General features: G+C 41.3%; 25 protein-coding genes and 2 pseudogenes. 9 read left to right on the forward strand and 18 right to left on the reverse strand.

Annotated features, from left to right (window positions below):
- Positions 1–72: 72 nt before the first annotated feature.
- Positions 73–522 carry a phage tail protein gene (locus SLS51_RS06735; protein WP_036805577.1) on the reverse strand — a complete coding sequence of 150 codons (450 nt, stop codon included), beginning with the start codon at positions 520–522 and terminating at the stop codon, positions 73–75.
- A gap of 710 nt (positions 523–1,232) precedes the next feature.
- Here SLS51_RS06735 and SLS51_RS06740 point away from each other — a divergent pair.
- Positions 1,233–1,715 carry a winged helix-turn-helix domain-containing protein gene (locus SLS51_RS06740; protein WP_323836699.1) on the forward strand — a complete coding sequence of 161 codons (483 nt, stop codon included), beginning with the start codon at positions 1,233–1,235 and terminating at the stop codon, positions 1,713–1,715.
- A gap of 364 nt (positions 1,716–2,079) precedes the next feature.
- Here the strand turns inward: SLS51_RS06740 and SLS51_RS06745 are convergent, their stop codons facing one another.
- The 5 genes and pseudogenes from SLS51_RS06745 to SLS51_RS06765 all read right to left on the reverse strand — a co-directional run.
- Entirely contained in the window at positions 2,080–2,370 is a 291-nt protein-coding gene (locus SLS51_RS06745) for a helix-turn-helix domain-containing protein (protein WP_011146759.1), read from the reverse strand.
- Positions 2,371–2,372: 2 nt separating this feature from the next.
- The gene (locus SLS51_RS06750) at positions 2,373–2,678 is read right to left on the reverse strand and encodes a type II toxin-antitoxin system RelE/ParE family toxin (RefSeq protein WP_323836701.1); all 306 of its coding nucleotides are present in this window, start codon (positions 2,676–2,678) and stop codon (positions 2,373–2,375) included.
- A gap of 312 nt (positions 2,679–2,990) precedes the next feature.
- The gene (locus SLS51_RS06755; protein WP_323836703.1) at positions 2,991–3,212 is read right to left on the reverse strand and encodes a type II toxin-antitoxin system HicA family toxin; all 222 of its coding nucleotides are present in this window, start codon (positions 3,210–3,212) and stop codon (positions 2,991–2,993) included.
- Positions 3,190–3,450, reverse strand: a complete 261-nt coding sequence (locus tag SLS51_RS06760) for a DUF1902 domain-containing protein (RefSeq protein ID WP_113041296.1) — start codon at positions 3,448–3,450, stop codon at positions 3,190–3,192. Before SLS51_RS06760 ends, SLS51_RS06755 begins: the two co-directional genes overlap by 23 nt.
- Before the next feature lie 93 nt (positions 3,451–3,543).
- Positions 3,544–3,732: pseudogene (locus SLS51_RS06765) on the reverse strand (hypothetical protein); the annotation flags it as partial.
- A 2-nt stretch (positions 3,733–3,734) separates the two neighbouring features.
- On the opposite strand from SLS51_RS06765, the pseudogene SLS51_RS06770 reads away from it, so the two are divergent.
- A pseudogene (locus SLS51_RS06770) lies at positions 3,735–4,112 on the forward strand (hypothetical protein); the annotation flags it as partial.
- Between the two features lie 269 nt (positions 4,113–4,381).
- Here the strand turns inward: SLS51_RS06770 and SLS51_RS06775 are convergent.
- Positions 4,382–5,245, reverse strand: a complete 864-nt coding sequence (locus tag SLS51_RS06775; protein ID WP_118985962.1) for a helix-turn-helix domain-containing protein — start codon at positions 5,243–5,245, stop codon at positions 4,382–4,384.
- A gap of 502 nt (positions 5,246–5,747) precedes the next feature.
- Here SLS51_RS06775 and xthA point away from each other — a divergent pair.
- Positions 5,748–6,554, forward strand: a complete 807-nt coding sequence (gene xthA / locus SLS51_RS06780; protein WP_323836705.1) for an exodeoxyribonuclease III — start codon at positions 5,748–5,750, stop codon at positions 6,552–6,554.
- Positions 6,555–6,611: 57 nt separating this feature from the next.
- On the opposite strand, the gene SLS51_RS06785 is transcribed toward xthA, so the two are convergent.
- Genes SLS51_RS06785 through SLS51_RS06795 form a run of 3 tightly spaced genes read right to left on the reverse strand, consistent with a single transcriptional unit; the run spans position 6,612 to position 10,153 of the window.
- Positions 6,612–8,540: a DNA topoisomerase III gene (locus SLS51_RS06785; RefSeq protein ID WP_323836707.1), complete on the reverse strand. Its 1,929-nt coding sequence runs from the start codon at positions 8,538–8,540 to the stop codon at positions 6,612–6,614.
- Positions 8,541–8,545: 5 nt separating this feature from the next.
- The gene (gene selD, locus SLS51_RS06790; protein WP_323836709.1) at positions 8,546–9,589 is read right to left on the reverse strand and encodes a selenide, water dikinase SelD; all 1,044 of its coding nucleotides are present in this window, start codon (positions 9,587–9,589) and stop codon (positions 8,546–8,548) included.
- 12 nt (positions 9,590–9,601) lie between these two features.
- The gene (locus tag SLS51_RS06795; protein WP_323836711.1) at positions 9,602–10,153 is read right to left on the reverse strand and encodes an NAD(P)H nitroreductase; all 552 of its coding nucleotides are present in this window, start codon (positions 10,151–10,153) and stop codon (positions 9,602–9,604) included.
- A 170-nt stretch (positions 10,154–10,323) separates the two neighbouring features.
- Between SLS51_RS06795 and sppA the strand changes: the two genes are divergently transcribed.
- The 3 genes from sppA (at position 10,324) to pncA (ending at position 14,104) form a co-directional block, all read left to right on the forward strand.
- On the forward strand, positions 10,324–12,189 hold the full coding sequence (gene sppA / locus SLS51_RS06800; protein WP_323836712.1) for a signal peptide peptidase SppA: 1,866 nt from the start codon (positions 10,324–10,326) through the stop codon (positions 12,187–12,189).
- Positions 12,190–12,433: 244 nt separating this feature from the next.
- Positions 12,434–13,453: an asparaginase gene (gene ansA, locus SLS51_RS06805; protein WP_323836714.1), complete on the forward strand. Its 1,020-nt coding sequence runs from the start codon at positions 12,434–12,436 to the stop codon at positions 13,451–13,453.
- A 12-nt stretch (positions 13,454–13,465) separates the two neighbouring features.
- On the forward strand, positions 13,466–14,104 hold the full coding sequence (gene pncA / locus SLS51_RS06810; RefSeq protein ID WP_323836716.1) for a bifunctional nicotinamidase/pyrazinamidase: 639 nt from the start codon (positions 13,466–13,468) through the stop codon (positions 14,102–14,104).
- Between the two features lie 63 nt (positions 14,105–14,167).
- Here the strand turns inward: pncA and SLS51_RS06815 are convergent, their stop codons facing one another.
- Both SLS51_RS06815 and msrB read right to left on the reverse strand, forming a co-directional pair.
- Positions 14,168–14,437: a YeaC family protein gene (locus SLS51_RS06815; protein WP_323836718.1), complete on the reverse strand. Its 270-nt coding sequence runs from the start codon at positions 14,435–14,437 to the stop codon at positions 14,168–14,170.
- A gap of 82 nt (positions 14,438–14,519) precedes the next feature.
- Positions 14,520–14,930 (reverse strand): peptide-methionine (R)-S-oxide reductase MsrB, encoded by a 411-nt coding sequence (msrB, locus tag SLS51_RS06820; RefSeq protein ID WP_323836720.1) that lies wholly within the window; start codon positions 14,928–14,930, stop codon positions 14,520–14,522.
- A gap of 468 nt (positions 14,931–15,398) precedes the next feature.
- On the opposite strand from msrB, the gene gapA reads away from it, so the two are divergent.
- On the forward strand, positions 15,399–16,394 hold the full coding sequence (gene gapA, locus SLS51_RS06825) for a glyceraldehyde-3-phosphate dehydrogenase (RefSeq protein ID WP_323836722.1): 996 nt from the start codon (positions 15,399–15,401) through the stop codon (positions 16,392–16,394).
- A gap of 100 nt (positions 16,395–16,494) precedes the next feature.
- Here gapA and SLS51_RS06830 read toward each other — a convergent pair whose 3' ends face one another.
- The 4 genes from SLS51_RS06830 to fadR all read right to left on the reverse strand — a co-directional run bounded on the left by SLS51_RS06830 (position 16,495) and on the right by fadR (position 21,165).
- A complete protein-coding gene (locus SLS51_RS06830; RefSeq protein ID WP_112893902.1) occupies positions 16,495–17,247 on the reverse strand; it encodes a MipA/OmpV family protein in 753 nt (250 codons plus the stop codon).
- 251 nt (positions 17,248–17,498) lie between these two features.
- Entirely contained in the window at positions 17,499–18,605 is a 1,107-nt protein-coding gene (gene dadX / locus SLS51_RS06835) for a catabolic alanine racemase DadX (protein ID WP_323836725.1), read from the reverse strand.
- A 6-nt stretch (positions 18,606–18,611) separates the two neighbouring features.
- On the reverse strand, positions 18,612–19,922 hold the full coding sequence (locus SLS51_RS06840; RefSeq protein ID WP_323836826.1) for a D-amino acid dehydrogenase: 1,311 nt from the start codon (positions 19,920–19,922) through the stop codon (positions 18,612–18,614).
- Between the two features lie 523 nt (positions 19,923–20,445).
- Complete coding sequence (fadR, locus tag SLS51_RS06845) at positions 20,446–21,165, reverse strand: fatty acid metabolism transcriptional regulator FadR (protein WP_323836726.1); 720 nt, start codon at positions 21,163–21,165, stop codon at positions 20,446–20,448.
- A 347-nt stretch (positions 21,166–21,512) separates the two neighbouring features.
- On the opposite strand from fadR, the gene nhaB reads away from it, so the two are divergent.
- Together nhaB and dsbB are read left to right on the forward strand one after the other, a co-directional pair.
- Positions 21,513–23,060 (forward strand): sodium/proton antiporter NhaB, encoded by a 1,548-nt coding sequence (nhaB, locus tag SLS51_RS06850; RefSeq protein ID WP_323836728.1) that lies wholly within the window; start codon positions 21,513–21,515, stop codon positions 23,058–23,060.
- Between the two features lie 181 nt (positions 23,061–23,241).
- Entirely contained in the window at positions 23,242–23,751 is a 510-nt protein-coding gene (dsbB, locus tag SLS51_RS06855) for a disulfide bond formation protein DsbB (protein ID WP_323836730.1), read from the forward strand.
- Positions 23,752–23,870: 119 nt separating this feature from the next.
- Here dsbB and SLS51_RS06860 read toward each other — a convergent pair whose 3' ends face one another.
- Both SLS51_RS06860 and SLS51_RS06865 read right to left on the reverse strand, forming a co-directional pair.
- Entirely contained in the window at positions 23,871–24,188 is a 318-nt protein-coding gene (locus tag SLS51_RS06860; protein WP_323836732.1) for a putative hemolysin, read from the reverse strand.
- Between the two features lie 53 nt (positions 24,189–24,241).
- Positions 24,242–24,574 carry a DMT family transporter gene (locus SLS51_RS06865; RefSeq protein ID WP_011146789.1) on the reverse strand — a complete coding sequence of 111 codons (333 nt, stop codon included), beginning with the start codon at positions 24,572–24,574 and terminating at the stop codon, positions 24,242–24,244.
- Positions 24,575–24,711: the final 137 nt, after the last annotated feature.

Consider the following 24,711-nt stretch of genomic DNA (forward strand, 5'->3'; position numbering starts at 1 on the left):
GCCTTTAAAAAGCACTGCATTGACGTGCCAGACTATTCTTGACAACAAACAGTCCTGACACCAAACAGTGTATTAATGGAACTCAACAGTCACTCGATCGGCTTTTAAGCTTATTTCCTGCACCGCAACTTCATTACTGGTCGCATCAAAGCTGGGCGCGGTTAATTTTTCTGGGAAAGCATTAGCAATATTCCAGGTAATCAGCAAATTTGAACCTGTTTCATCGGTGAGGCTAATAGAAATATCTTTCTTTTCTATCTGATTAAGCGAAATAGAATTAATCCAATCGTACAATTTAGATTGACCTTTAAAAATACCACGCTTCAAGGTAATAGTTGGTCTCTGCCGCTGACCGGGCATTTGTAACCAATTACCAATTCCATCACGATATTCAATGGTGTCATAGCTAATATCTAATCCCGATACACTTTGAAAAGACATTTGCTCATCACCAACGGTCACGACAAAACGGTAAGTGGGAATGGGGTATTGAACAGCAATTTGATCGGCAGTTGTAGACATTGTTATTTCCTTAAAAGTTAAATTCATAACTGGGTTAGAACACACATCATTTTAGGATTTTAGGTACGCTACCGCCCTTAGGTATCATGCCTAATGCCTTACTTGTGTATTCACTACTGTGCTTTAATATCCAAACCCTCATTCAAGGTTCAAGGTTCAAGGAATGAGGCGACCTGACTACTGGTTAACGTATGATTAACGTAAGTTAATACGTGATAAACATCACACTGTTGGAGCTTTAAACTATTCATCGAACAGTAATCACGCAAATACCACCAAATAAAAGTTAAAAATAAAAAATAATTATTTTTATCTATTTTTTACCTTTTAATTCAATTACATAAATAAATCACATTCAATTCACAGCATTATTGCTCGTGGATATCTATTCATTAATTTTTACAAAAGGAATTTATAAACAATAAATAACACCTAAAAATATTTTATCTATATTTCTAAATCTTACATCACTTCATGGGTAATCATCACAATATAAATAAAACTAATAATTAATTATCATTAGTTTTACTTCTTAATAAAAAACAGAAAAATAACCCATATGACAAAATAAAATAAAAAATTTTAAATAATTTATTTTCTTGCATTACTCATTCATAAAATATATAAACTCTAACAGGCATCAGTGCCTATTGAGCCCTCCTGGCTATATAAAAAATAGACAAACACTAAACAGAGGCAGAGAATGCGTTATGTTGAAAATAACTAGAGATATTTATTTAGACTGTGACTCAAACAAAATAATTCATGGTAAAAATATATTTATCATTACAGAGAAAGAGAAACGCCTGCTACTTGCACTGTGGGAACATGCATCCCAAGGGAATACGTTAAACCGGGAGCAACTGATCCCTCTAGTTTGGCCTGAACGCAAAGATGGCGTAGCAGAAACCAATTTACTGCAATTAATCTGTAAGTTACGCCGAACATTACGTTATTGTGATCTAGGTGAAGCCATACACACGGTGTACCGACAAGGTTATCGTTTTATCCTGCCACTTCAAGATGACGAACAAGATAATCGTCAGCTCCAAAATACTCAATTACCTATTCCCACCGCTACACCTCTAAAGCCATTTTACTGGCGTTTCACCAGGATGATTGTTATGTTTATCACCGCAATCATTTGGATATCAACTATCCTATATACAGCTCCTTTTCTGGCTAAGAGATAATGATGATTTTTATTTAAAAAATGATTAAATCCCCATCAATGGATGGTCCATTAAATTAAACAGCATACAATTGGGTTATCCACTTCTTCTTTGCGGCTCATTTCAGCAAGTCATGGGCCGCTTTCATAAGAAAAGATCATTATTCATGACATTCTTTTTTATCGGTGTAACCCAGTTTTTCGCCCGGTTCTAATTTTTGTACGTCTGATGTGATATTCATGCTGAAAATGCCTGCTCAAATGTTGCATTAATTGTCAAAGCGGTAGGTATTCTGTATCTGAGTTCTCCATTTAAATTCTTCTGCCATATTTCCCCCATAAAAAACCTCGCTGAAACGAGGCTGAGGAATTCCTATGCACTCTATTTACATAGATAACGCCTTTAAAACATGAACCGGATCTTTCTCTATTGCCTTCAACAGGGCTTTTGCTGGTCCGGTTGGCTCACGCCTTCCCTGTTCCCAGTTGCGCAGAGTTCCAACATTAACGGAAATCAACTTAGCAAAACCGGTCTGAGTTAAACCGGTTGCCTGGCGAATATTCTTTACTTTTACTGCTTCAACGTGAGTTTCACGAGAGGCAGCACGTTCGCCATTAATAATTTCGTTCATCTGTGTCATGCTTTCAGTTAGCCTAGAAAATAATTTACTATCCATTGTTACCACCCCTCATTTAGTGCTCTCAAGACTTTCTTTTCTGATTCACTAAGGTCATCCTTGATGCCTTTTCTGTAAATCAGTAACAATCTGATGTGTGAAACATCTACTTTATAGTAATAAATAATGCGCACACCACCCCGCTTACCTTTACTCCCAGATGCCCATCTGACTTTACGTATCGCCCACGGACAAGAATTTTCTGGGGCAACAACATGATTACATTTGTATTGATCAGGGTTTAATGATTTATGCTCAGGGAGTTTATTTTCTATTTCAGTAACTTCTGGCTTATTAATTTCAGACATAAACACCTCACTTAATTATTTATTAATAAAGGTAATTTCATCTTACTGGCAAATAACCATAAGATATTATTCAAATTAGATTCTTACTTCAATAGAATATTCTTAAGTTTACTACTGCATAGACGGTAAAGCACCGCGAGTGCTAAGCCTAAACTATTAATAAGAGTAGTTAGTGATTACGATATTTCCTGATTTATTTCCAATAGATTGGCATTGTGAAAACTCCATAAAAAAACCTCGCGATTTCAGCGAGGTTGATTAAATAAAAAACCGTAGTTAAGCGGCGTGTGTGTATAAAAAATCCCGTAAGGGCTATATTTTTAGGTTAATTCCGGCCTGCCTAAGAATAGCGTTAGCTGTATGTTTTGAAACTATTGTGTATGGAACACTGAAATTTTTGTTTGTGATATCGCTACGCCAGATTTCATGACTGCCTTTACCTTGCCTAATAAAATAACAGCCATGAACTAATAGAATTTCTTTAAGTTGTGGATATAAGCCAGATCCCATGTCAGAGCGCCATCCTTGAATCATAAGCTTGTTCCTGAACGAAACTAATTTTCATTCCATCAGGGTTACTACCAAATTCATTCAGCTCGTATAGTTCGGGAGCTATCTCCCACACTCGCTCTGTTAATTCATCGTATGACTTAGCTTCCGTAACAAGGCCAAGCTCATCACATTCCGCAATCCATACGTCATCATGTGTGATTTTTACAACAAAACTAGTTTGTCGATCACCGAAATGTGCTTTGTAAACTGTGTTGCTCATGATGCCCCCTTAATGCTCGCTATTGGTTAATAATAACCCACATAATAATGTAAGAAAAGGTGATTATTTAAGCCATCACTAACGCATCGTTAAAATTGCTGCGGCTGTATCTGTAATTTCAGATGAACCGTATTTTGCGCCGACTGCAAGAACGTTGATATAACAATCTGCCTCGGCTGCTGATACACCGAACTGATTCAATCACAGAGCTAACGTTCAGGTGGTATCCGGCAAAGTCGTGCCACCAGCTTGTACCAGAATCAATGCGCGGTTTGTTACCTTATAATATCAAATTTGCCCGCCAGGTATTTAAAAAATCCTACGTAGTACAATATGTTAATTTCTGTCCATGTGAATGGGATAACGATCATCAGTATATGTCTCGCTTTTTTAATTTCGCGTCGAAAAATAAGATCGGTCTCGGTGGCCCCGATATCGTGCCGTATCAATCTGCTCAGATGAAAAACGCTTACCCCTTTTTCAATCGTTACAAAGGCAAACTGGATTTGGTGGCAATGGCAGTCCAAGAACCCACACTGATCTACACCAACCCAAAAACTAAAAAACCCTTCACTCAGCAGGAGTTTACTCATTTTGCCGAAGACTACTTGGGGGCTAACATTATTTTTTGGAGTACCACAACACCCTGGCTAAAGCAGTAAAGCAAAAGCCATGCAGATTTGTGTATGCACAATGGGCTGTACCAACCACCAGACGAGAACGAATAATAATGTCAGGCTTGTAGTACAAGTTGCGCCAAAAGGCGAGGAACAGTCCATTTTTCCTCACCACGATCAGACATTCACTCGGAATATTCAAATAAGAATTATAAATATAAATTTATCATTTAGGTACAGTGAAAGATCTTTATAATTATCTCCGCATAATAACAACGCGGAGCTTACAATAATCCTCTCCGCGTAGATGAATTTTAACTCATGTCATTAACTGAATCGATAAAACGATTAAGAACACTTGAGTGTGATTTAGATTTATAAATATAACATTGATTTGCTGCACCCGGTTTTTCAATGGGAACAAAACTCAAAGCGTCTCCTCCTTCCAATTCATCGGGATGAGAGTCTGTAATAAATATATAATCTCTGGAATAAATGAAATTCATGCAGCATCCCATATTATCCATCTGACGCATATTTACTTTCCCACCACTTTGAATAACTTCTTCTTCCAAGTTTTTAATGAAGCTACTTTTATAAAGTACAGGATCGCATAGCCAAGTATTACTCTTTAGCAATTGCATCACATCGCCATTAGCAATATCTAATAACTCTTTTCGGCAGCAAATTCCCAATTCAGGCCCTTTTATTTTGCTAATGAGACTAAAACGGTCACTTAGTATCTTTTCTGAGCTCAAAATGAGCGTGTTGCCGTCATAATCCACTATTTCTTCAATGTTATCATAACTAAACCGGAATATATTTACCTGTGAGCTATTTCTATCAGCTGCCTTATATAAATAAATAAGATGTTTGTTTTTCCCCCAATCGTAATAAATATTAACTATGTTACATATACTACCACTGATATGTTTTTTAGTTATTTCTTTTTCTTGTAAATAAAGATCTTTAAGATCATTATATAATTCTAAACCATCTTTAGTCAGACTCATCCCAAATTTCTCCCTTTTGAAAAGGCGCTTCCCTAATGTTGCTTCGAAGTCTTTGATTGATTTAGCTACTGGAGGAGTTGTACGGTTCATCACTCTTGCCGCTTTACTTAAAGAACCATTTTCCACCACTGCCATGAATGCTTCTAATTTACGAGAAAAAAACATAATTCACCGTTCCTATATAACTTGTGGCTAAAATAATTTCTTTGAAATAGCCTTCACCAAATGACAGCTAAATCAAGTTTGATACTGTGAAGGCATAAATTTTGTACAAAAAAACAAATACTTCTCAAACATATACCACATAAAAAAAGCGTATGTTCAATACATAGGTGGCTCAATAAACTCTATTATTCATGTTTATCATGGTTCAAAAATTAATCTCAACCAATCAACCATTAGAAAATATAAACATTACTAACGAGCTCAATTTTCTATCAAAGATTAGGATAGGGTTCTACATTTTTCAGTAATCAATTTTTGTAACACTTGAGATAAAAACGGTCTAACTGAGGCTCTTTCTCACTACAAATTATTATATTTTTCACAGCAAATTATAATATTAGGGGATCCGTTACTATTTCGTGCTGACCATTGTCAATAGTTACTTTTTAAGATCCATCTGTTACTATTGTTCCTGTGTCTTTTTACTGGATGGCTGTAAAAGATGAAATTTATCTCTTTTAATATTAATGGATTACGTGCCCGCCCCCATCAGTTAGCTGCGATCATCGAGCAACATCAACCCGATGTTATCGGTCTACAGGAAACAAAAGTTCATGATGAAGCGTTTCCTCTAGAAGAGGTTGGGAAGCTTGGCTATCATGTATTTTATTACGGCCAGAAAGCCCATTACGGCGTTGCACTGTTAACGCGCCAGGCGCCTCTTGCAGTGTATCGTGGTTTTCCTGGGGATGATGAAGATGCTCAACGCCGGGTTATCATGGCAGAAATGGAAACCCCACACGGGTTATTGACCGTTATTAATGGCTATTTCCCTCAGGGAGAAAATCGTGAACATCCAGTGAAATTTCCGGCAAAAGAGAAATTTTATCAGGATCTGCAAAACTACCTGGAGCAAAACTTAACCCCTCAATCACACGTGATTATCATGGGTGATATGAATATTAGTCCGACCGATCTGGATATCGGCATTGGTGAGAACAACCAAAAACGCTGGTTAAAAACAGGTAAATGTTCTTTTCTGCCAGAAGAGAGAGATTGGATGGATCGCCTGAAAAACTGGGGTCTGGTTGATACATTCCGCCATCTCAATCCTGAATGTAACGACCAATTTTCCTGGTTTGATTATCGTTCCAAAGGGTTTGATGATAATCGAGGGCTACGTATTGATTTACTGCTTGCAAGTAAGCTTTTGATGGAACGCTGTATCGCAACAGGTATTGACTATAAAATCCGTGAGATGGAAAAACCGTCAGATCATGCCCCAGTTTGGGCAGAATTTAAAATTTGATATTCCGTTAACACCGAATATCAATCGTTTTTAAAATAATGTAATAATTGCTGCGCGCTATGGCGCAGCTCTTTTGGCATTTTTCGGTGCTTTTATTTTTTTCCCTTTTTTATCTCTCACTGGGAGGGGGGGTAAATCACGAAAAGCGGTTAAATTACGGTTCTGTTTGGCCTGCCAAATTAATTGCTGCAATGTCTCCTCAAGTGGCCCCATGAAATCTTGATAGCGGAACTGTTTTTCACTGATTTGCGTTAACCGCGACTCCCAATGGGCGGTCATATCCGGTAAAGCAGCCATATCAGGCAATACATGGATCAACGCCCTACCCGCAGGTGTGGCATGAATATGACGCCCTTTTTTATAAAGAAACTCCCGTTTAAACAATAGTTCGATAATGCCAGCCCGCGTGGCTTCCGTTCCCAACCCATCTGTTGCACGAAGGACTTTTTTCAGCTCTTTATCCTGTACAAAACGGGCAATTCCGGTCATAGCAGAAAGGATAGTCGCATCAGTAAATGGCTTTGGCGGTTGAGTTTGACGCTCCACCACCTCTCCTCTTTCACACAATAATTCATCACCTTTAGCAACAACGGGTAATGGCGTTCCGTCATTCTCTTCATCACGCTCTTTATTACCAAGTAACGTTCTCCAACCTGCCTCAGCAAGAAAACGGGCTTTAGCAATAAATTTCCCACCCGCAATTTCCAATTCAATAACACATTTACGGAATATGGCATCCGGGAAAAATTGCATCAAATATTGTCGAGCAATCAAACCATAAATATTAGCCTCGTTATCCGTCAGATTTATATGGCTGCTTCGAGCCGTCGGGATAATTGCATGGTGAGCATCAACCTTTTTATCGTCCCAACAACGATTCTTTCTATCTATTTCCAGTAACGCTTGTGGCAACAGCTTTGTTGCGTGAATAGATATCGCATTAAGCACTGCATGACGACCGGCAAAGTGTTCATCGGGCAAATAACGGCAATCAGAACGGGGATAAGTAATTAGCTTATGTGTTTCATACAATCGCTGACAAATATCCAACACTTGTTGCGCATTTAGGCCAAAACGTTTAGCGGCTTCAATTTGCAAAGAAGATAATGAAAATGGCAAAGGAGCGACTTCAGATTCCCGTTTATCCTGATAAGAGATCACATAGGCTGGTTGACCGGTTATTCTGGTAATAATATGTTCAGCCAGAGGCCGGTGTATCAATCGCCCTTCTTCATCCAAAAAATCGATACAAGATTCACTTGGTTGCCAGATAGCGATAAAACGTTCATCTTTCGGCGTAACAATATGCGCTTTCACCTCAAAAAAATCTTTGGGTACGAAATGCTCAATCTCTTCATCCCGGCGAACAACTAAACCCAAAATAGGGGTCTGAACCCGCCCGACAGATAGTACCCCCTGATACCCCGCATTGCGGCCAAGCAAGGTATAAGCACGGGTCATATTAATGCCATAAAGCCAATCAGCCCTAGCTCTGGCGAGAGCTGAAACACATAGCGGAATAAAATCCCGATTATCTCTTAACCGATCAACCGCTCTGGTTACCGCTTGTGGATTGAGATCACTTATCAAGCAGCGGCGAACATTTTTCCGCCTCACTGCATCCAGTTTCAAAAAATCCAGCACCTCATCCACCAACAGTTGCCCTTCCCGATCTGGGTCACCGGCATGCACTATTTCATCGGCTTTTTCCAACAACGTCTGGATAATATTGAGCTGTTTCTCAACAGAAGGTCGCGGTTTTAACTGCCATTTTTCAGGAATGATGGGAAGATCAACTAATGACCAACGAGCAAAGCGATTGTCATAGGCATCAGGTTCCGCCTGTTCCAGCAAGTGCCCAATACACCAAGTAACAAACTGGTTATCTCCACAAGCGATAAAGCCATCACCACGGCGATGCGGTTTTGGTAAAACATCGGCAATCGCCCTGGCTAGGCTTGGTTTTTCTGCAATAAAAAGCCGCATGGATATTATTCATTAACCTCAATGAGTACTCTGCCTGACTGTTGCTCAGACAATTCACCAATCGCGGTCAGTTCGATGCCATGACATCGTGCAATCGCTTTCACTTCGTCCATCGCTTCTGGTAGAACAGCCAACAGCAGGCCACCGGAGGTTTGCGGATCACATAACAGTTTGCGCTGAAGTTCTGTCATTTCACCAATAAGATGACCGTAACTATCAAAGTTACGCCCGGTTCCCCCCGGAACACAACCCTTTTCAATATAGGATTCCACTTCCGGCAGTTTAGGCACTTTTGCAAAATGGAGCGTTGCCTGAACCCCCGATCCTGCACAAATTTCACTTAAATGCCCTAAAAGACCAAACCCGGTGACATCGGTCATTGCTGTAACGCCAGCCACCTCGGCAAAATCCATCCCCAATGTATTTAAGCGGCACATGGTTTCTATCGCGATTCCCTGATGCTCAGGTAACAGCAAGCCTTTTTTCTCCGCGGTGGTCAATACACCAATTCCGAGTGGCTTTGTCAGAAAGAGCTGGCTTCCCGCTTTCGCGGCACTGTTCTGTTTCACTCGGTCAATATTAACGATACCGGTTACAGCCAAACCAAAAATAGGCTCAGGCGCATCAATAGAGTGCCCCCCCGCCAGTACAATCCCAGCCTCTTTACACGCAGCCCGGCCACCTTCAATCACCTTACGGGCAATTTCCGGCGCCAATTTATCAATAGGCCATCCCAAAATAGCTATCGCCATAATAGGTTTACCGCCCATCGCATAAATATCGCTGATAGCATTTGTGGCAGCAATGCGCCCAAAATTAAATGGATCATCGACAATCGGCATGAAGAAATCTGTCGTACTGATAATGCCGGTACCATTGCCAATATCATAAACCGCAGCATCATCACGGGTTTCATTACCAACCAGTAAGTGAGGATCAAGAAATTTTTCCTGCTCACTATGCAGAATGGTTTCCAACACTTTTGGTGAAATTTTACAACCGCATCCAGCACCGTGGCTGTATTGGGTAAGACGAACTTCTGTTGACATAACAGACCCCGGTTACAAGTAGCTGACAAAATTGGTCATATCAGGCGCAGTCACCTTATTTGGTGCTTTTAGTGCAGGCGTTCCAAGGTAGAGAAAACCCACTATTTTGTCATGTTCATGACAACCCAAACCGGTACGCACGGTATTATCATCAGTCCATGAACCCGTACGCCAGATACCACCAAACCCTTGAGCCACAGCCGCCATTTGCATCGCATGCACCGCACAACTGGCTGAAACCACCTGCTCCCATTCAGGTATTTTGGAATTCTCAGCCACTTTTGCAATAACAGCGATGATTAATGGTGCACGATAAGGCGCACTTTTCGCTTTTTCTTCCGCCTCAGCGCCAAGCTGACTATCAATGGCGGCTTGATGGAGTAATCGACTGAATCGCTCAATACCTTCATCCTGCATGACAATAAAGCGCCACGGACGTAATGCACCATGATCAGGTGCTCTCATTCCCGCCGCCAAAATATGCTGTAATGCTTCACCTTGAGGTGCCGGGGTGGTTAAACGTGATACTGAACGTCTGTTCAACAAAAGTTCTAGTGCGTCCATCTTTTCTCTCCTAAGTAATGTATTTTGTTATAAGCTAACATTTTCTGTTTATTTGTTAACAAATAAAAGCCCTAAAGCTGTCTTTTCAGGCAATATGCCACTATTTGAAGCTGACATTTACACGTCTGATCATTAGGATAGCTTCACTTGATCCTATTTTTGGAGATGATATGCGTATTTTATGGAAGTTGATCGCAAGATTATTTAAATGGAGTTGGCGACTATTAAATTTTATTCGGGAAGTCATTTCAAACTTGATTTTTATCATGCTGATTCTGGTTGTGGTTGGCGGTTTTCTACTTTACCAACAGACAAACAAAACGGCAGATAGTTATCAAGGAGCATTATATGTCAATCTCACCGGTATCATTGTGGATCAGGTCTCCAGCCGTACGCCATTGACTCAATTAGGCCGTGAGTTGTTTGGTACATCCAGCAATAAATTCCAGGAAAACTCCCTGTTTGATATTGTTGATAGCATTCGCCAAGCAAAAACCGATAATAAAATCACCGGTCTGGTGCTGAAACTTGATGATTTCATCGGCACCGACCAGCCATCTATGCAGTATATCGGTAAGGCAATTAATGAGTTTAAAACTTCCGGTAAGCCGGTTTATGCTATCAGTGATAGTTATAATCAGTCACAATATTATCTGGCTACCTTTGCCGATAAAATCTATCTATCGCCACAAGGAACGATTGGCCTTTATGGCTATTCAACCAATAACCTGTATTACAAATCCCTGTTGGATTCACTGAAAGTCACCGCGCATATTTTCCGTGTCGGGACGTATAAATCAGCCGTTGAACCGGTTATGCGTGATGATATGTCCCCCGCTGCCCGCGAAGCTGATAGCCGTTGGATCAACGGCCTGTGGCACAACTACCTCAATACTGTCGCCACCAACCGCAAACTCACTGTTGATCAAGTATTCCCAGGCGCTGATGAGATGATTGCCAGCTTACGTGCTGTTGGCGGAGATAATGCGCAATATGCGCTTAAACACAAGCTGGTCGATTACGTAGCGCCACGCAATGTCATTGAAAGTGACATGACAAAAGCCTTTGGTTGGGACGAGAAAAACCGTCACTTCAATGCTATCAGCATTTATGATTATGCACCGCAATTGGTAGAAGGCAGGTTATCATCTAAAGGCAATATCGCCGTTATTGTCGCGCAAGGTGCAATCGTCGATGGGCAGCAGACCCAAGGCATGGTTGGCGGTGACACAACCGCCGCTCAAATCCGTCAAGCTCGTTTGGATGATAATATCAAAGCCGTTATTCTGCGAGTAAACAGCCCTGGCGGCAGCGTGAGCGCTTCTGATGTTATCCGCACCGAACTGGCTGCGCTACGTGCAACGAATAAACCTGTGGTGGTTTCTATGGGGGGAATGGCGGCATCCGGCGGATACTGGATCGCTACCCCGGCTAATTACATCATCGCAAACCAAAGTACGTTGACGGGTTCTATCGGTATCTTCGGTGTCATTACCACTTATGAAAACAGTCTGGAACATATTGGTATCCACACTGATGGCGTGTCTACCACCCCACTCGCAGGTATTTCTGTTACTAAAGGGCTCAGCAAAGAGTTCTCAGCGCTGATGCAGCTTAATATTGAGAACGGCTATAACAACTTTATTGGCCTTGTTGCTACTTCGCGCCATAAAACACGTGAAGAAGTCGATAAAATTGCCCAGGGCCATGTGTGGACTGGTAATGATGCGAAAACCAATGGATTGGTCGACCAATTAGGGGATTTCGATGATGCAGTCACTAAAGTGGCTGAATTAGCAAAATTGGATAACCCTGAGCTTGACTGGATGCAACCTGAAATGTCATTCAGTGAGTTGCTAATGAGCCAGTTGACAACAACCGCACAAGCTATCGTGCCGGAAGCGGTTCAAGCCTGGCTACCCGCGCCATTGGTGCAGGTAGCTCAGGAAGTGAAACAACAGAGTGAGTTCTATCGCCATCTGAATGATCCACAAAATCGTTATGCATTCTGTTTAAATTGCGGAGATATTCGCTAGCAACCTATAGTGCATGATTCTAGTAACAGCTCGATTAATTTAGCCTGACAAACCCTGTCAGGCTTTTTTTATTTTGTAATACTCCTATACCCTATGGATTTCAAGAGGGATCGCGACGGCAAGGGAACGAATCCCCGGGAGCATAGGTAACTATGTGACCGGGGTGAGTGAGTGCAGCCAACAAAGAGGCAACTTGAAAGATAACGGGTATATAATCCAGCTGATCTTTTTATGAGGTACAGTCATGCAGAAGAAATCTATTTATGTCGTTTATACTGGCGGAACCATTGGGATGCAACACTCATCTCAGGGATACATCCCCGTTTCCGGGCATTTACAACACCAATTAACAAAGATGCCCGAATTCCATCGACCGGAAATGCCGACATTCACCATCCGTGAGCATCAACCATTGATCGATTCTTCTGATATGACCCCAGAAGACTGGCAATTTATCGCTGATGATATCCGAGAAAATTACCATGATTATGATGGGTTCGTGATCTTGCATGGTACGGATACAATGGCATTTACGGCATCGGCCCTCTCCTTTATGTTTGAGAATCTAGGTAAGCCAGTCATTGTCACCGGGTCACAAATCCCGCTGGAAGCATTGCGCTCTGATGGACAGACAAACTTGTTGAATGCGCTTTATCTTGCCGCTAATTACCCGGTTAACGAGGTCAGCCTGTTTTTCAATAATAAACTGTTTCGGGGGAACCGGACCGTCAAAGCACATGCCGACGGTTTCGATGCTTTTGCTTCACCAAACTGTTCTCCATTGATGGAAGCCGGTATTAACATCAAAACCTTCAATGCATGTTCTGCCCCTGCCAATCACGGTGAGTTTATTACTCATCAGATTACCCCTCAGCCCATTGGCGTAATCACCATTTATCCCGGCCTTTCCAGTCAAATTGTGAATAATATTTTGATGCAACCGGTTAAGGCGCTCATCCTGCGCTCATATGGCGTCGGAAACGCACCTCAACACCCTGAATTATTAAAAGCGCTAAAACAGGCAACAGAGAGAGGGATCGTGGTGGTTAATTTGACTCAATGCATTTCTGGCCGAGTCAATATGGAAGGTTATGCAACGGGCCATGCTCTGGCTGAAGCGGGGGTGATAAGCGGCTACGATATGACTTTTGAAGCAACTTTAACCAAGTTGCACTATTTACTCAGTCAACCCCATAGCAATGAAAAAATTCGTTATTTAATGCAACAAAATTTACGTGGTGAATTAAGTTATACAGATAAATAATCAAGGAAAGAAATGAAAACAGCCCTATTACTTATTGATCTACAAAATGACTTCTGTCCCGGCGGCGCTTTAGCCGTAGAAGAGAGTGAACAAGTCATTGTTGCGGCAAATCAGGCAATTGCTATTTGTCTGAAACACAATATCAGCATTATTGCCAGCCAAGACTGGCATCCTGCTGAACATATGAGCTTTGCCGTAAATTCCGGCCAGAAGATCGGTGATATCGGTCTATTAAACGGTATTCCACAAGTATGGTGGCCGGTACACTGCGTTCAAAGTCAGCATGGCGCTGATTTCCATCCACAGCTAAACAAGCAGGCAATTGTTGAAATTTTCCACAAAGGCGAAAATCCACAGATCGATAGTTACAGTGCTTTCTTTGACAACGGCCATCAGAACAAAACCCGGCTTGATGACTGGTTGCAAACACAGCAAATTGAACGTCTGTTTATTATTGGCATCGCCACTGACTATTGTGTGAAATTTACCGCGCTGGATGCGCTGGCATTAGGTTATGAAACTTGGGTCATTACGGATGGTTGTCGAGGGGTTAACCTGAGTCCAAATGATAGCCAATCAGCCTTCAAAGAGCTAAAAGAACAAGGCGCTATATTGATAGAACTTGATCAACTAGAAAATGCTCTTCTCTGATATCAATCCAAGGCCAGGCTGAGTTTTACACACTCAGCCCTTTCATACCTAATTTACCAAAGATTATGGCTTGAATGTTGCCACCATTTTAGACTGAAAGATCGTTTTCAGTTCTTGTTTACTCTTCATCACCAACTGACCATCAGTGCCAATCGTCATATGTTGCGGATCATGGTTATGCCTTGATTGCCATAGCATAATCATTTGCAAACTATTCTCTTTCTGCTCGACCGTTAGAGGCACACCATCCTGCCATTTACCCAGTTCTACTGCTTGAACCAAGCGCTGATATATTTCTGGTGTCATTACAGATAACAGATCATCCAGTTCCATTGATATTTCCTCATTATTTTCCAGAATTAGCTGAAACGATTTTTCGCATAAACTAAGATTATGCCCGCAATAATAAAAACGGTTAACCTACTGTTTTTTCGCCTGTATTTTCATCAGTAAAGCTTAATGCAGCCGAGTTGATACAAAAACGCTCTCCTGTCGGCTGCGGTCCATCAGGGAACACATGCCCCAAATGAGCGTTACAATGACCGCAACGAACCTCAATACGATGCATATTGTGACTATCATCATCAAGATACTGCACTGCATCATGAATGGCAGGCTGGTAAAAACTCGGCCAGCCACAACCAGAATCAAATTTAGTGTCGGACATAAATAACGGCTGCTCGCAGCACAAACAATGATACACGCCACTTTTCTTATTATGTAGCAATTTCCCTGAGAATGGCGGCTCTGTCCCGGCATTCTGGGTTACATGACGCTGAATATCAGTAAGTTCTTTATAAAGGGAAACATCAGGATGCTTAGCCATAACGACCACCTTAATAGTAAGACTCATGTGCTCAATAAAATTGATTAATAATAACAAAAAATTAACATTGCATCAGTGAAATTTATTTCAAGTGGTTAACTGAATCTGCCCATACCCAATGGATTTCAAGATGGATCGCGACGGCAAGGGAGCGAATCCCCGGGAGCATAGCGAACAATGTGGCCGGGGTGAGTAAGTGCAGCCAACAAAGAGGCAACTTGAAAGATAACGGGTATATCCTACTATTTGTGATGTGACTCGCATATCTAACCAATTAACTTTCAATATCTGTCTGCACCTTGATAATGATGGGCGTCTCGATTGCCAGTACCCCATAGCAAGCGCCTAAATGATGAACTCAAAGCTAATGTTTTTCGGCTATTGACACGATTCCGCTTGACGGCTGGCAAGGTTTTGGTAACTTTAGTAATAATTTTTAATTCACTAAAAAATAGCTGGTGGAACACTATGACTATCAAAGTAGGTATCAACGGTTTTGGTCGTATTGGCCGTATTGTTTTCCGTGCTGCACAAGAACGTTCAGACATCGAAATCGTTGCAATCAACGATTTGCTCGACGCCGAATACATGGCTTACATGCTGAAATATGACTCAACTCACGGTCGCTTCAACGGCACTGTTGAGGTAAAAGACGGCCACCTGATTGTTAACGGCAAAGCTATCCGCGTTACAGCAGAAAGAGATCCAGCTAACCTGAAATGGAACGAAGTCGGTGTTGATGTTGTTGCAGAAGCAACGGGTATCTTCCTGACTGACGAAACTGCACGTAAGCACATTGCCGCTGGTGCGAAAAAAGTTGTTTTGACCGGCCCGTCCAAAGATGACACGCCGATGTTTGTTATGGGCGTTAATCACAAAACTTATGCAGGCCAGGAGATCGTTTCCAATGCTTCCTGTACCACTAACTGTCTGGCGCCGCTGGCTAAAGTTATCAATGATAAATTCGGCATTGTTGAAGGTCTGATGACCACTGTTCACGCAACAACGGCAACTCAGAAAACGGTTGACGGTCCTTCTGCGAAAGATTGGCGTGGTGGTCGTGGCGCTGCTCAGAATATTATCCCATCATCTACCGGTGCAGCTAAAGCTGTGGGTAAAGTGATCCCTGAACTAAATGGTAAGCTGACTGGCATGGCTTTCCGCGTCCCTACGCCTAACGTATCTGTTGTTGACCTGACTGTACGTCTGGAAAAACCCGCCACTTATCAACAAATCTGCGATGCAATCAAAGATGCGGCTGAAGGTGAACTGAAAGGCGTTCTGGGTTACACCGAAGATGACGTCGTATCTAACGATTTCAATGGTGAAAAGCTGACTTCTGTATTTGACGCAAAAGCAGGTATCGCTCTGAACGACAACTTTGTAAAACTGGTTTCCTGGTACGACAACGAAACCGGTTATTCTAACAAAGTTCTGGATCTGATTGCTCATATCTCCAAATAACGGAGTAATTATTTTGTCTGAAAAGAGCTGCCTTCCCCCGGCAGCTCTTTTATACCCTATGGATTTCAAGTTGCATAGGGTATATTATCGCCGTGAGTAATTAAAAACTATATGTAACACCTGTCCAAACAATACTTGAATATGACTTATTCACCATTGGACTATCTTTAATTTCACTCGGTAAACGCTCAACACGCCCCATCATAAATACAGACCATTCCTGGTTAAATTTATAATTAGCAGATAATTCCAGGTAGGGAGTCCAACTATCATCTGGAGTATATTTTTCTAATCCGCTATGGCGTGATTCACTATCTTTAATACCATATTCATAACGATTTTGTTTTTTACTATTCCAAACCACACCTAATCCTGGTTGTAATGACCAATCATCACTTTTAAATTCATATAAATAAGCCAGGTCAATCGTTATGCCTTTACTTTTACCCAAAGTATCCGCAGCAAAAGAGCTACGCAATGTTCCCCAATCTTCAATATGACGATAACTAAAGCCGCCCATCATAGTATCATGGCGACGATCCAGCTTTTTCATCTGCTTATCTTCATTATCTTTCGGGCGGAAATTTTGAGGGTAGTAATAAACATCTAAAGATAGCTGATCTTTTGGTTGATTCCACAAATAATACCCGGCGGCTAAAGTATGAAAATAGAAATTGTCACTTTCATAATTAACCATTGGAACAAACAACACTTTATCTTTATTCTTTACCCCCTTATAAGGTGATGCCTCAGCCAAAACAGAGGCGCCAATTGACCACTGCCCCGCATAAGCTAAAGATGAAGAAAGACAAAAAGTGACGACTGTGGCTAAAATTTTAGCTTTGTTGATCATGATTAACTATTTCCTTTAAAACAATTATGCGATTAGCTATATCAAGTGTAAAAGATCATTTCCCTCATTTCCAAGTAATAACGTCCTATTTTGCCTTAAAAAGCACGATATGTTTAATTCCCACCTAATTCTTCTGACAAAAATAGACTGATTATAGGAAACAAAGAGATATTAATTTAGCGAAAACGGTAACTTATTGCCTATCCCAATAGGGCTATTTTATTTCCTGAAATAATACCCGAAGCTAACGACTATTTGACACTATACCCGTCATCTTTCAAATCAATAGATACCGGGACCCGATTTGCCAATGCACACAATAATTCATAACCAATTGTTCCAGAGCTCTCCGCCACATCATCCACCGGCAAATTTTGCCCCCACAATTCAACAGGACTGCCAATTTGGGCCTGCGGACAAGGCGTTAAATCCACCGACAACATGTCCATTGATATTGTACCTAATACTTGGGTCCTAACGCCATCGACAATAATCGGTGTTCCCGTCATGGCACAACGGGGATAACCATCAGCATAGCCACAAGCGACGGTACCGACTCGCATAGGGCCTGGCGCTGTATATTTACTGCCATAACCAATTTTGTCTCCTGCCTTGAGATTCTGAATAGCAATAATCTCACTTTGCAGGCTCATCACCGCTTTCAACCCAATATCGGCAATATCTTTCCACTTTCCGCTCGGTGAAGCACCATAAAGCACGATACCGGGACGTACCCAATCTCTATGAGTTTGTGGATACCACAAAGAAGCGGCTGAATTAGCCAAACATTGAGAAATATCCAATCCCTGACTCACCGAATTAATAACGTTAAGTTGTTCAGTAACGCTAATTTCCTTATTATCCTTATCCGCATTCGCAAAATGTGACATTAATGTTATTTGTCCAAGTTGCCGGATACCTTTTGCTAATAATAAAACCGCACTATATTGATCCGCAGGAAATCCCAATCGATTCATACCGCTATTGAGTTTGAGATAAATATTGATGGGTTTACTCAAATTGGCCGCTTCTATTGCTTCAAGTTGCCAATGGCTATGCACTACCGTTGTCAACTGATATTCATCAATTATTGGCAAATCTTCAGGTTTGAAAAACCCTTCCAATAGCAAAATTGGCCCCTGCCACCCCTGTTCCCGTAATAAAATCGCCTCATTAAAATCAAGTAAAGCAAACCCATCAGCCTGACCGAGATACTGCCATATGCAACTCAGGCCATGCCCATAAGCATTTGCTTTAACAACAGCCCAGATTTTACTATTACCGACCTTATTACGAATAATCGCCAAATTATTTTCCAATGCATTAAGATGGATCGTTGCCGAAATCGGACGTGGCATATTCTATTAGCCTCTCAGTTCAGTGTGTAATTGATGGCTAAATGGCACCAATTTTGGATTAAAACCATTAACATAACGAAATACTGATAAATCATCAGATACAATGGCCGGCTTTTTACCCGAAATAATATCAGCCAGTAATTGACTGGAACCACATGCCATTGTCCATCCCAATGTACCATGCCCTGTATTTAGGTAGAGATTGTGATATTCAGTCGGACCCACAATTGGCGTACCATCTGGTGTCATTGGACGTAATCCTGTCCAAAAATGAGTCTGAGTAATATCGCCAGCGCCTGGATAAAGGTCTTGCACCACCATTTTCAATGTTTCATGACGTGCTTTAAGCAGATTCAAATTGAAGCCGACAACTTCTGCCATTCCACCCACACGAATACGGTTATCAAACCGAGTAATCGCAATTTTGTATGTTTCATCCAATGCAGTAGAGACCGGAGCCCGTTCCGCATCGACAATAGGCATAGTTAATGAATAACCTTTCAGTGGATATACTGGAATTTTGACAAGACCTTTCAGTAATTCAGTGGAATAAGCTCCCATTGCAACGACATAGTTGTCTGCTGTCATAACACCATCTTCGCACTGGACGCCGGTAATCCGCTGCCCTTCCACCAATAACTGTTTGATCTGTTTATTAAACAAAAACGTTACACCTGCTGCTTCTGCCATTTTTGCCAACTCTTTGGTAAAAAGCTGGCAATCGCCCGTTTCGTCGTTCGGTAATTGTAAGCCCCCCGTCAGTTTGTGAGCGACATGGGCCAATGCCGGCTCTACTGTCGCTAGTTTATCTGCCGTTAATAAATGGTAAGGAACACCTTCCTGTTCAAGAACGGCGATGTCATTCACTGCATTATCAAACTGCTTATTGGTGCGGAATAACTGAAGCGTGCCCCCCTGACGCCCTTCGTATTGAATACCCGTATCTGCCCTCAACTGTTTGATACAGTCACGACTGTACTCTGCCAATCGTACCATCCGGCTCTTATTTATCGCATAGTGACTTGCATCACAATTACGCAACATCTGCCACATCCAGCGTAACTGAAACAGCGATCCATCTGGACGAATAGCCAATGGAGCATGACGTTGAAACATCCATTTAATCGCTTTCAATGGAATACCCGGTGCTCCCCACGGGGTCGCATATCCCGGCGAGATCTGCCCGGCATTAGCCGCACTGGTTTCCTCAGCCGCACTTCCCTGGCGATCAATGACAGTGACTTCATGACCTTGCTGTACCAAATACCAGGCACTGGTTACACCAATAACACCGCTACCTAAAATAAGGATTTTCATCATGGCCCCCAGACGATTTAAAATTTTAGGCAAGCATAATATGCTGTTTATAAAAAACCAATATAGAACAATCATCGGTCACGTCAATAATCTACATTTATGATTTAGGTCACAATTAGATTACATTTATGCAACAGGCTTATTTGTAATTCATACATAACCAATTTATGAAAATTGATATTAAAATCATAAAATTAAGATAATAATTACGATATAAACCGCATGCTAATTATTTCATATCAAGTCATTATTCTGAGTTTTTCGGTGAAAAAAATGAATCAATTAAACAACCACAAGATACCAATAACCATCAATTAATCAAAATAAAAACCCAAACAAAAACCAAAAAACCAGAATAATATTCTGAAATAGAGACATTAACGATTGGCTTAAGGTTGAATGAGAAAAAAGAAGCAAAACGCCCGGTGCAGAGCATTCCACACCGGGTCAATTGAAAATAATTTTGATTTGAAACTAATAGATCGGATAACGCCTGGAATTAAGTAAAAATACTAACGAAATATCAGCGACACACTTCAGACAAATCACTTGGCATCGTACTTTGCATACTGTGCCAAATGACACCACTCTCTTTACCATAGTTACGTACACATTCCATGACGTTATCGTAAGATTTATCACGACACAATATCACCAGTTGCTGATAAAAATTCAGCGCCAATTTACGCGCCTCAGGATTAGAGAAGTAATAACGCCCTATACGGGTATATAACCCTTTCAACCCATTGATAATAAGGCCGTAAATTGGATTACCTGAAGCAAAAGCCAGACCACGGAAAATATCATAATCTAGCATACTAAATGACTCTGAATTATCTTCCACCTGCTCCTTTTCTGCCAGTACTTCCAATGAGTTACCCGGATTATGCTTAAAAGCCGTGCGAATAAATATCGCTGCAATATTCGTTCTCACCGCCAGTAGATTATCAATCAACTCAGGAACGCGATCGTGATCAAGACGGGCCAGAGTCTCTAAAATATTAAGACCCGATGTTTCCCAAAAGTTATTCACTTTTGTTGGTTTGCCATGCTGAATTGTTAACCATCCATCACGTGCCAAACGCTGCAATACTTCACGCAGGGTGGTCCTTGTCACACCAATTAACTCAGATAATTCACGTTCTGCCGGAAGAATGGAGCCTGGAGGAAAACGGCCGTTCCATATACTCTCAATAATATACTCTTCCGCAAAACCTGCGGGACTTTGAGCCTTAATGACCATATTTTTATTATTCCAACGTGATTTTTTCAACTAATAATAGATGAAATTATATCAGAATACGCAACTTCAATATAGCTATGTAGTCTAGAAAGCGCAAAGGCGGTCATGAAAAAAAGCGTACTCATGCTTAGTTATATACCCTATGGATTTCAAGATGCATCGCGACGGCAAGGGAGCGAATCCCCGGGAGCATAGATAACGATGTGACCGGGATGAACGAGCGCAGCCAACAAAGAGGCAACGTGAAAGATAACGGGTATACCTCATTTCCCTTAAAACATTCTGTATAAAAGCGTACTATTGTTTCAAGAACACGATTTTACGAATTTAGAGGAACTTTAATTGCAATGGAAACCAGTATCCTAAAAACAGCGGTAAAAAACTTTCTCGGCAACTCGCCAGATTGGTATAAGCTCGCTATCATCATCTTTCTCATCATCAACCCATTGATATTCTTCTTTATTAATCCATTTGTCGCAGGCTGGCTGCTTGTTATCGAATTTATCTTTACGTTAGCAATGGCACTTAAATGTTACCCGTTACAACCAGGTGGCCTGTTGGCAATTGAAGCGGTCATCATCGGCATGACCTCACCTCAACAAGTTGGTCATGAAATTGCTAATAACTTGGAAGTTATACTGTTGCTGATATTTATGGTCGCAGGAATTTACTTTATGAAGCAATTACTATTATTTGCTTTCACTAAACTCCTGCTCTCCATAAAATCTAAGCGCATGCTTGCCTTAGCATTCTGTCTGGCCAGCGCATTCCTGTCAGCATTTCTTGATGCCCTGACAGTTATCGCGGTAGTTATTAGTGTTTCCCTTGGTTTCTATTCTATCTACAACAACTTCATCACTGATCAGCATGATGTCATTAACGCCAAACATGACAATCACATTGATACAGCAAAAAAGAAACAAACGCTTGAACAGTTTCGCGCTTTTTTGCGCAGTCTGATGATGCATGCAGGTGTAGGTACTGCACTCGGTGGAGTGATGACAATGGTAGGAGAACCCCAAAATCTGATTATCGCCAAAAACGTCAATTGGGATTTTGTCACCTTCTTTATTCGCATGTCTCCAATTACCCTACCTGTCTTTATCTGCGGGCTGCTAGTCTGTTTTCTGGTCGAGCACTTTAAACTGTTCGGTTATGGTACAGAATTGCCAGAGCGCGTCCGACAGGTATTGGAAGATTACGATAAAAAAACCAGCGCAGAACGAACACGTAAAGAAAAAGCACAGCTTATTGCTCAAGCGTTAATCGGTATATGGCTCATTGTCGCGTTGGCGTTTCATCTGGCAGAAGTTGGTCTGATTGGCCTTTCCGTCATTATTCTAACCACGTCGTTCTGTGGTATTACCGAAGAACATGCACTGGGTAAGGCATTTGAAGAGGCACTACCGTTCACGGCATTACTGACTGTATTCTTTTCTATCGTTGCCGTCATTGTTGACCAGCAACTGTTTACGCCATTTATTCAGTTCGTATTACAGGTTTCTGAAACTTCTCAACTTTCCCTGTTCTATCTGTTCAATGGCCTACTCTCATCAGTATCAGATAACGTGTTTGTCGGTACGGTTTATATCAATGAAGCAAGAACTGCGATGCAAGAGGGCCTGATTTCACATAAACAATTTGAATATCTGGCTGTTGCGATTAATACCGGCACTAACCTGCCTTCCGTTGCCACACCTAATGGACAAGCCGCATTTCTGTTCCTGTTGACGTCGGCATTATCGCCATTAATTCGTTTATCTTATGGCCGCATGGTGCTCATGGCATTGCCTTATACCATTGTCATGACGCTGGCCGGTTTGCTGTGTGTAGAATTTCTGCTAATTCCAGCCACTGACATGATGGTTCATTGGGGCCTAATTGCTTTGCCATAACCAGTAATAATTCATTTTATCGCCTTAACCAACCAATACCGTATTGAGCAATGATAACGCTCAATACGGTATTATTTTTCCGCGAAAAAGCCAGATTTACCTTAATTGACTTTTTTTGTTACCTGTAAATCGGCAAAATAGGCGCTCAATTGTTTATCTTAATCTGCATGGAAAAACGGAAATGATGCGATTTTTGAACCACTGTTCTCAAGGACGAAGCGCATGGCTGTTAATGATTTTGACTGCCCTGATACTAGAAAGCTCGGCATTATATTTTCAACATGTAATGAAATTACAACCCTGCGTGATGTGTATTTATGAACGGGTTGCTCTGTTTGGTGTGTTGGGCGCGGGGATATTAGGTGTAATCGCACCAAAAACGCCGTTACGCTGGCTGGCTATTATTTTGTGGATCTACAGTGCCTGGAGTGGCCTGCAACTTGCGTGGGAACATACTATGATGCAATTGCACCCTTCTCCATTTAATACCTGTGATTTCTTCGTCAACTTCCCTTCATGGTTGGCGTTAAACCAATGGCTTCCTTCTGTATTTGAAGCTACGGGTGATTGTTCAGTAAGACAGTGGCAATTCCTGACATTAGAGATGCCACAATGGTTAATCGGTATTTTTGCTGCTTACCTAGTAGCTGCTGTATTAGTATTAATCAGCCAATTTTTTATCCGTAAATAATTACCCACTCAGACAGTTAAAAATGATTGTCTGATGAATCAAATATACTCACAGAATCATGCCCAAGGCTGCCTTTCCAACGGCATGTTTCTGCTCATATCAGTTGCTTGATTTCTACCTCAAATTGATGCACAGGAACCTTGCAATAACGCCCTTTCATCACAACGCTTACCATTTGCCAACTGGCAAACAGGTACTTGCGCACCATTTAATTGTATTGCTAATGCAGGCATACCACCTGCATAAGAACAGATTGCTCTGGCATTATCCCTAAGCGCAACTGCCGGTTGAGAATTTTCCGGTTGAGAGTATGGTATCCCCTGATATTGAGTCGCTGTTTTCCCTGTCTGGCGACTACAACCCGCTAATACAGCAATACTAAAGAGTACTCCTAATAAGACTGTCTGGAATCCTTTCTTATTACTGGCATTTAACATATCTCTTCTCCAGAAAACGATTCAGGGAAAACAGGCGCGCCGTTAATTGTTAATTAATGTGCACTGCTGTTAGAAAGCAGGTTTATTACCATTACACCGGCAACAATAAGAGCCATACCTAAAATAGCCGCCCAATCCAACTTCTGTTGATATAAAAATATCGCGGCAATAGAAACCAACACAATACCCAAGCCAGACCATATGGCATAAGCAATTCCTAATGGCACAACTTTGACCACCTGAGATAACCCCCAGAAAGCGATACCGTATCCAACAATGACCAGTATAGAAGGGAATAATTTACTAAACCCATCAGAGGCTTTTAATGAAGCCGTTGCGATAACCTCAGCAACAATTGCCATTGCTAAATATACAAATCCATTCATATCATTACTCTCTATAGTAGAAAAAATAAATCGACCAACATTAATAGACAAAAACGGATTGAATTTATCACAAATGCTTTAAGGTGTAACGTAACAAAATTGATATATTTCGTTCCTTAAATCCAATTCAAACCTTA

Source organism: Photorhabdus africana (genome assembly GCF_035181445.1).
Lineage (GTDB): Bacteria > Pseudomonadota > Gammaproteobacteria > Enterobacterales > Enterobacteriaceae > Photorhabdus > Photorhabdus laumondii.

What these genes read in the sequence shown, in the direction of transcription:
- SLS51_RS06750 (WP_323836701.1), bottom strand. Translation starts at nt 2,678, where the DNA reads ATGTCTGAAATTAATAAGCCAGAAGTTACTGAAATAGAAAATAAACTC.
- pncA (WP_323836716.1), top strand. Translation starts at nt 13,466, where the DNA reads ATGAAAACAGCCCTATTACTTATTGATCTACAAAATGACTTCTGTCCC.
- gapA (WP_323836722.1), top strand. Translation starts at nt 15,399, where the DNA reads ATGACTATCAAAGTAGGTATCAACGGTTTTGGTCGTATTGGCCGTATT.
- nhaB (WP_323836728.1), top strand. Translation starts at nt 21,513, where the DNA reads ATGGAAACCAGTATCCTAAAAACAGCGGTAAAAAACTTTCTCGGCAAC.
- SLS51_RS06865 (WP_011146789.1), bottom strand. Translation starts at nt 24,574, where the DNA reads ATGAATGGATTTGTATATTTAGCAATGGCAATTGTTGCTGAGGTTATC.
- msrB (WP_323836720.1), bottom strand. Translation starts at nt 14,930, where the DNA reads ATGGCTAAGCATCCTGATGTTTCCCTTTATAAAGAACTTACTGATATT.
- SLS51_RS06740 (WP_323836699.1), top strand. Translation starts at nt 1,233, where the DNA reads ATGTTGAAAATAACTAGAGATATTTATTTAGACTGTGACTCAAACAAA.
- SLS51_RS06745 (WP_011146759.1), bottom strand. Translation starts at nt 2,370, where the DNA reads ATGGATAGTAAATTATTTTCTAGGCTAACTGAAAGCATGACACAGATG.
- SLS51_RS06785 (WP_323836707.1), bottom strand. Translation starts at nt 8,540, where the DNA reads ATGCGGCTTTTTATTGCAGAAAAACCAAGCCTAGCCAGGGCGATTGCC.
- xthA (WP_323836705.1), top strand. Translation starts at nt 5,748, where the DNA reads ATGAAATTTATCTCTTTTAATATTAATGGATTACGTGCCCGCCCCCAT.
- SLS51_RS06735 (WP_036805577.1), bottom strand. Translation starts at nt 522, where the DNA reads ATGTCTACAACTGCCGATCAAATTGCTGTTCAATACCCCATTCCCACT.
- dadX (WP_323836725.1), bottom strand. Translation starts at nt 18,605, where the DNA reads ATGCCACGTCCGATTTCGGCAACGATCCATCTTAATGCATTGGAAAAT.
- fadR (WP_323836726.1), bottom strand. Translation starts at nt 21,165, where the DNA reads ATGGTCATTAAGGCTCAAAGTCCCGCAGGTTTTGCGGAAGAGTATATT.
- SLS51_RS06840 (WP_323836826.1), bottom strand. Translation starts at nt 19,922, where the DNA reads ATGAAAATCCTTATTTTAGGTAGCGGTGTTATTGGTGTAACCAGTGCC.
- SLS51_RS06830 (WP_112893902.1), bottom strand. Translation starts at nt 17,247, where the DNA reads ATGATCAACAAAGCTAAAATTTTAGCCACAGTCGTCACTTTTTGTCTT.
- sppA (WP_323836712.1), top strand. Translation starts at nt 10,324, where the DNA reads ATGCGTATTTTATGGAAGTTGATCGCAAGATTATTTAAATGGAGTTGG.
- SLS51_RS06755 (WP_323836703.1), bottom strand. Translation starts at nt 3,212, where the DNA reads ATGATTCAAGGATGGCGCTCTGACATGGGATCTGGCTTATATCCACAA.
- SLS51_RS06815 (WP_323836718.1), bottom strand. Translation starts at nt 14,437, where the DNA reads ATGGAACTGGATGATCTGTTATCTGTAATGACACCAGAAATATATCAG.
- SLS51_RS06860 (WP_323836732.1), bottom strand. Translation starts at nt 24,188, where the DNA reads ATGTTAAATGCCAGTAATAAGAAAGGATTCCAGACAGTCTTATTAGGA.
- SLS51_RS06775 (WP_118985962.1), bottom strand. Translation starts at nt 5,245, where the DNA reads ATGTTTTTTTCTCGTAAATTAGAAGCATTCATGGCAGTGGTGGAAAAT.
- dsbB (WP_323836730.1), top strand. Translation starts at nt 23,242, where the DNA reads ATGATGCGATTTTTGAACCACTGTTCTCAAGGACGAAGCGCATGGCTG.
- SLS51_RS06795 (WP_323836711.1), bottom strand. Translation starts at nt 10,153, where the DNA reads ATGGACGCACTAGAACTTTTGTTGAACAGACGTTCAGTATCACGTTTA.
- selD (WP_323836709.1), bottom strand. Translation starts at nt 9,589, where the DNA reads ATGTCAACAGAAGTTCGTCTTACCCAATACAGCCACGGTGCTGGATGC.
- SLS51_RS06760 (WP_113041296.1), bottom strand. Translation starts at nt 3,450, where the DNA reads ATGAGCAACACAGTTTACAAAGCACATTTCGGTGATCGACAAACTAGT.
- ansA (WP_323836714.1), top strand. Translation starts at nt 12,434, where the DNA reads ATGCAGAAGAAATCTATTTATGTCGTTTATACTGGCGGAACCATTGGG.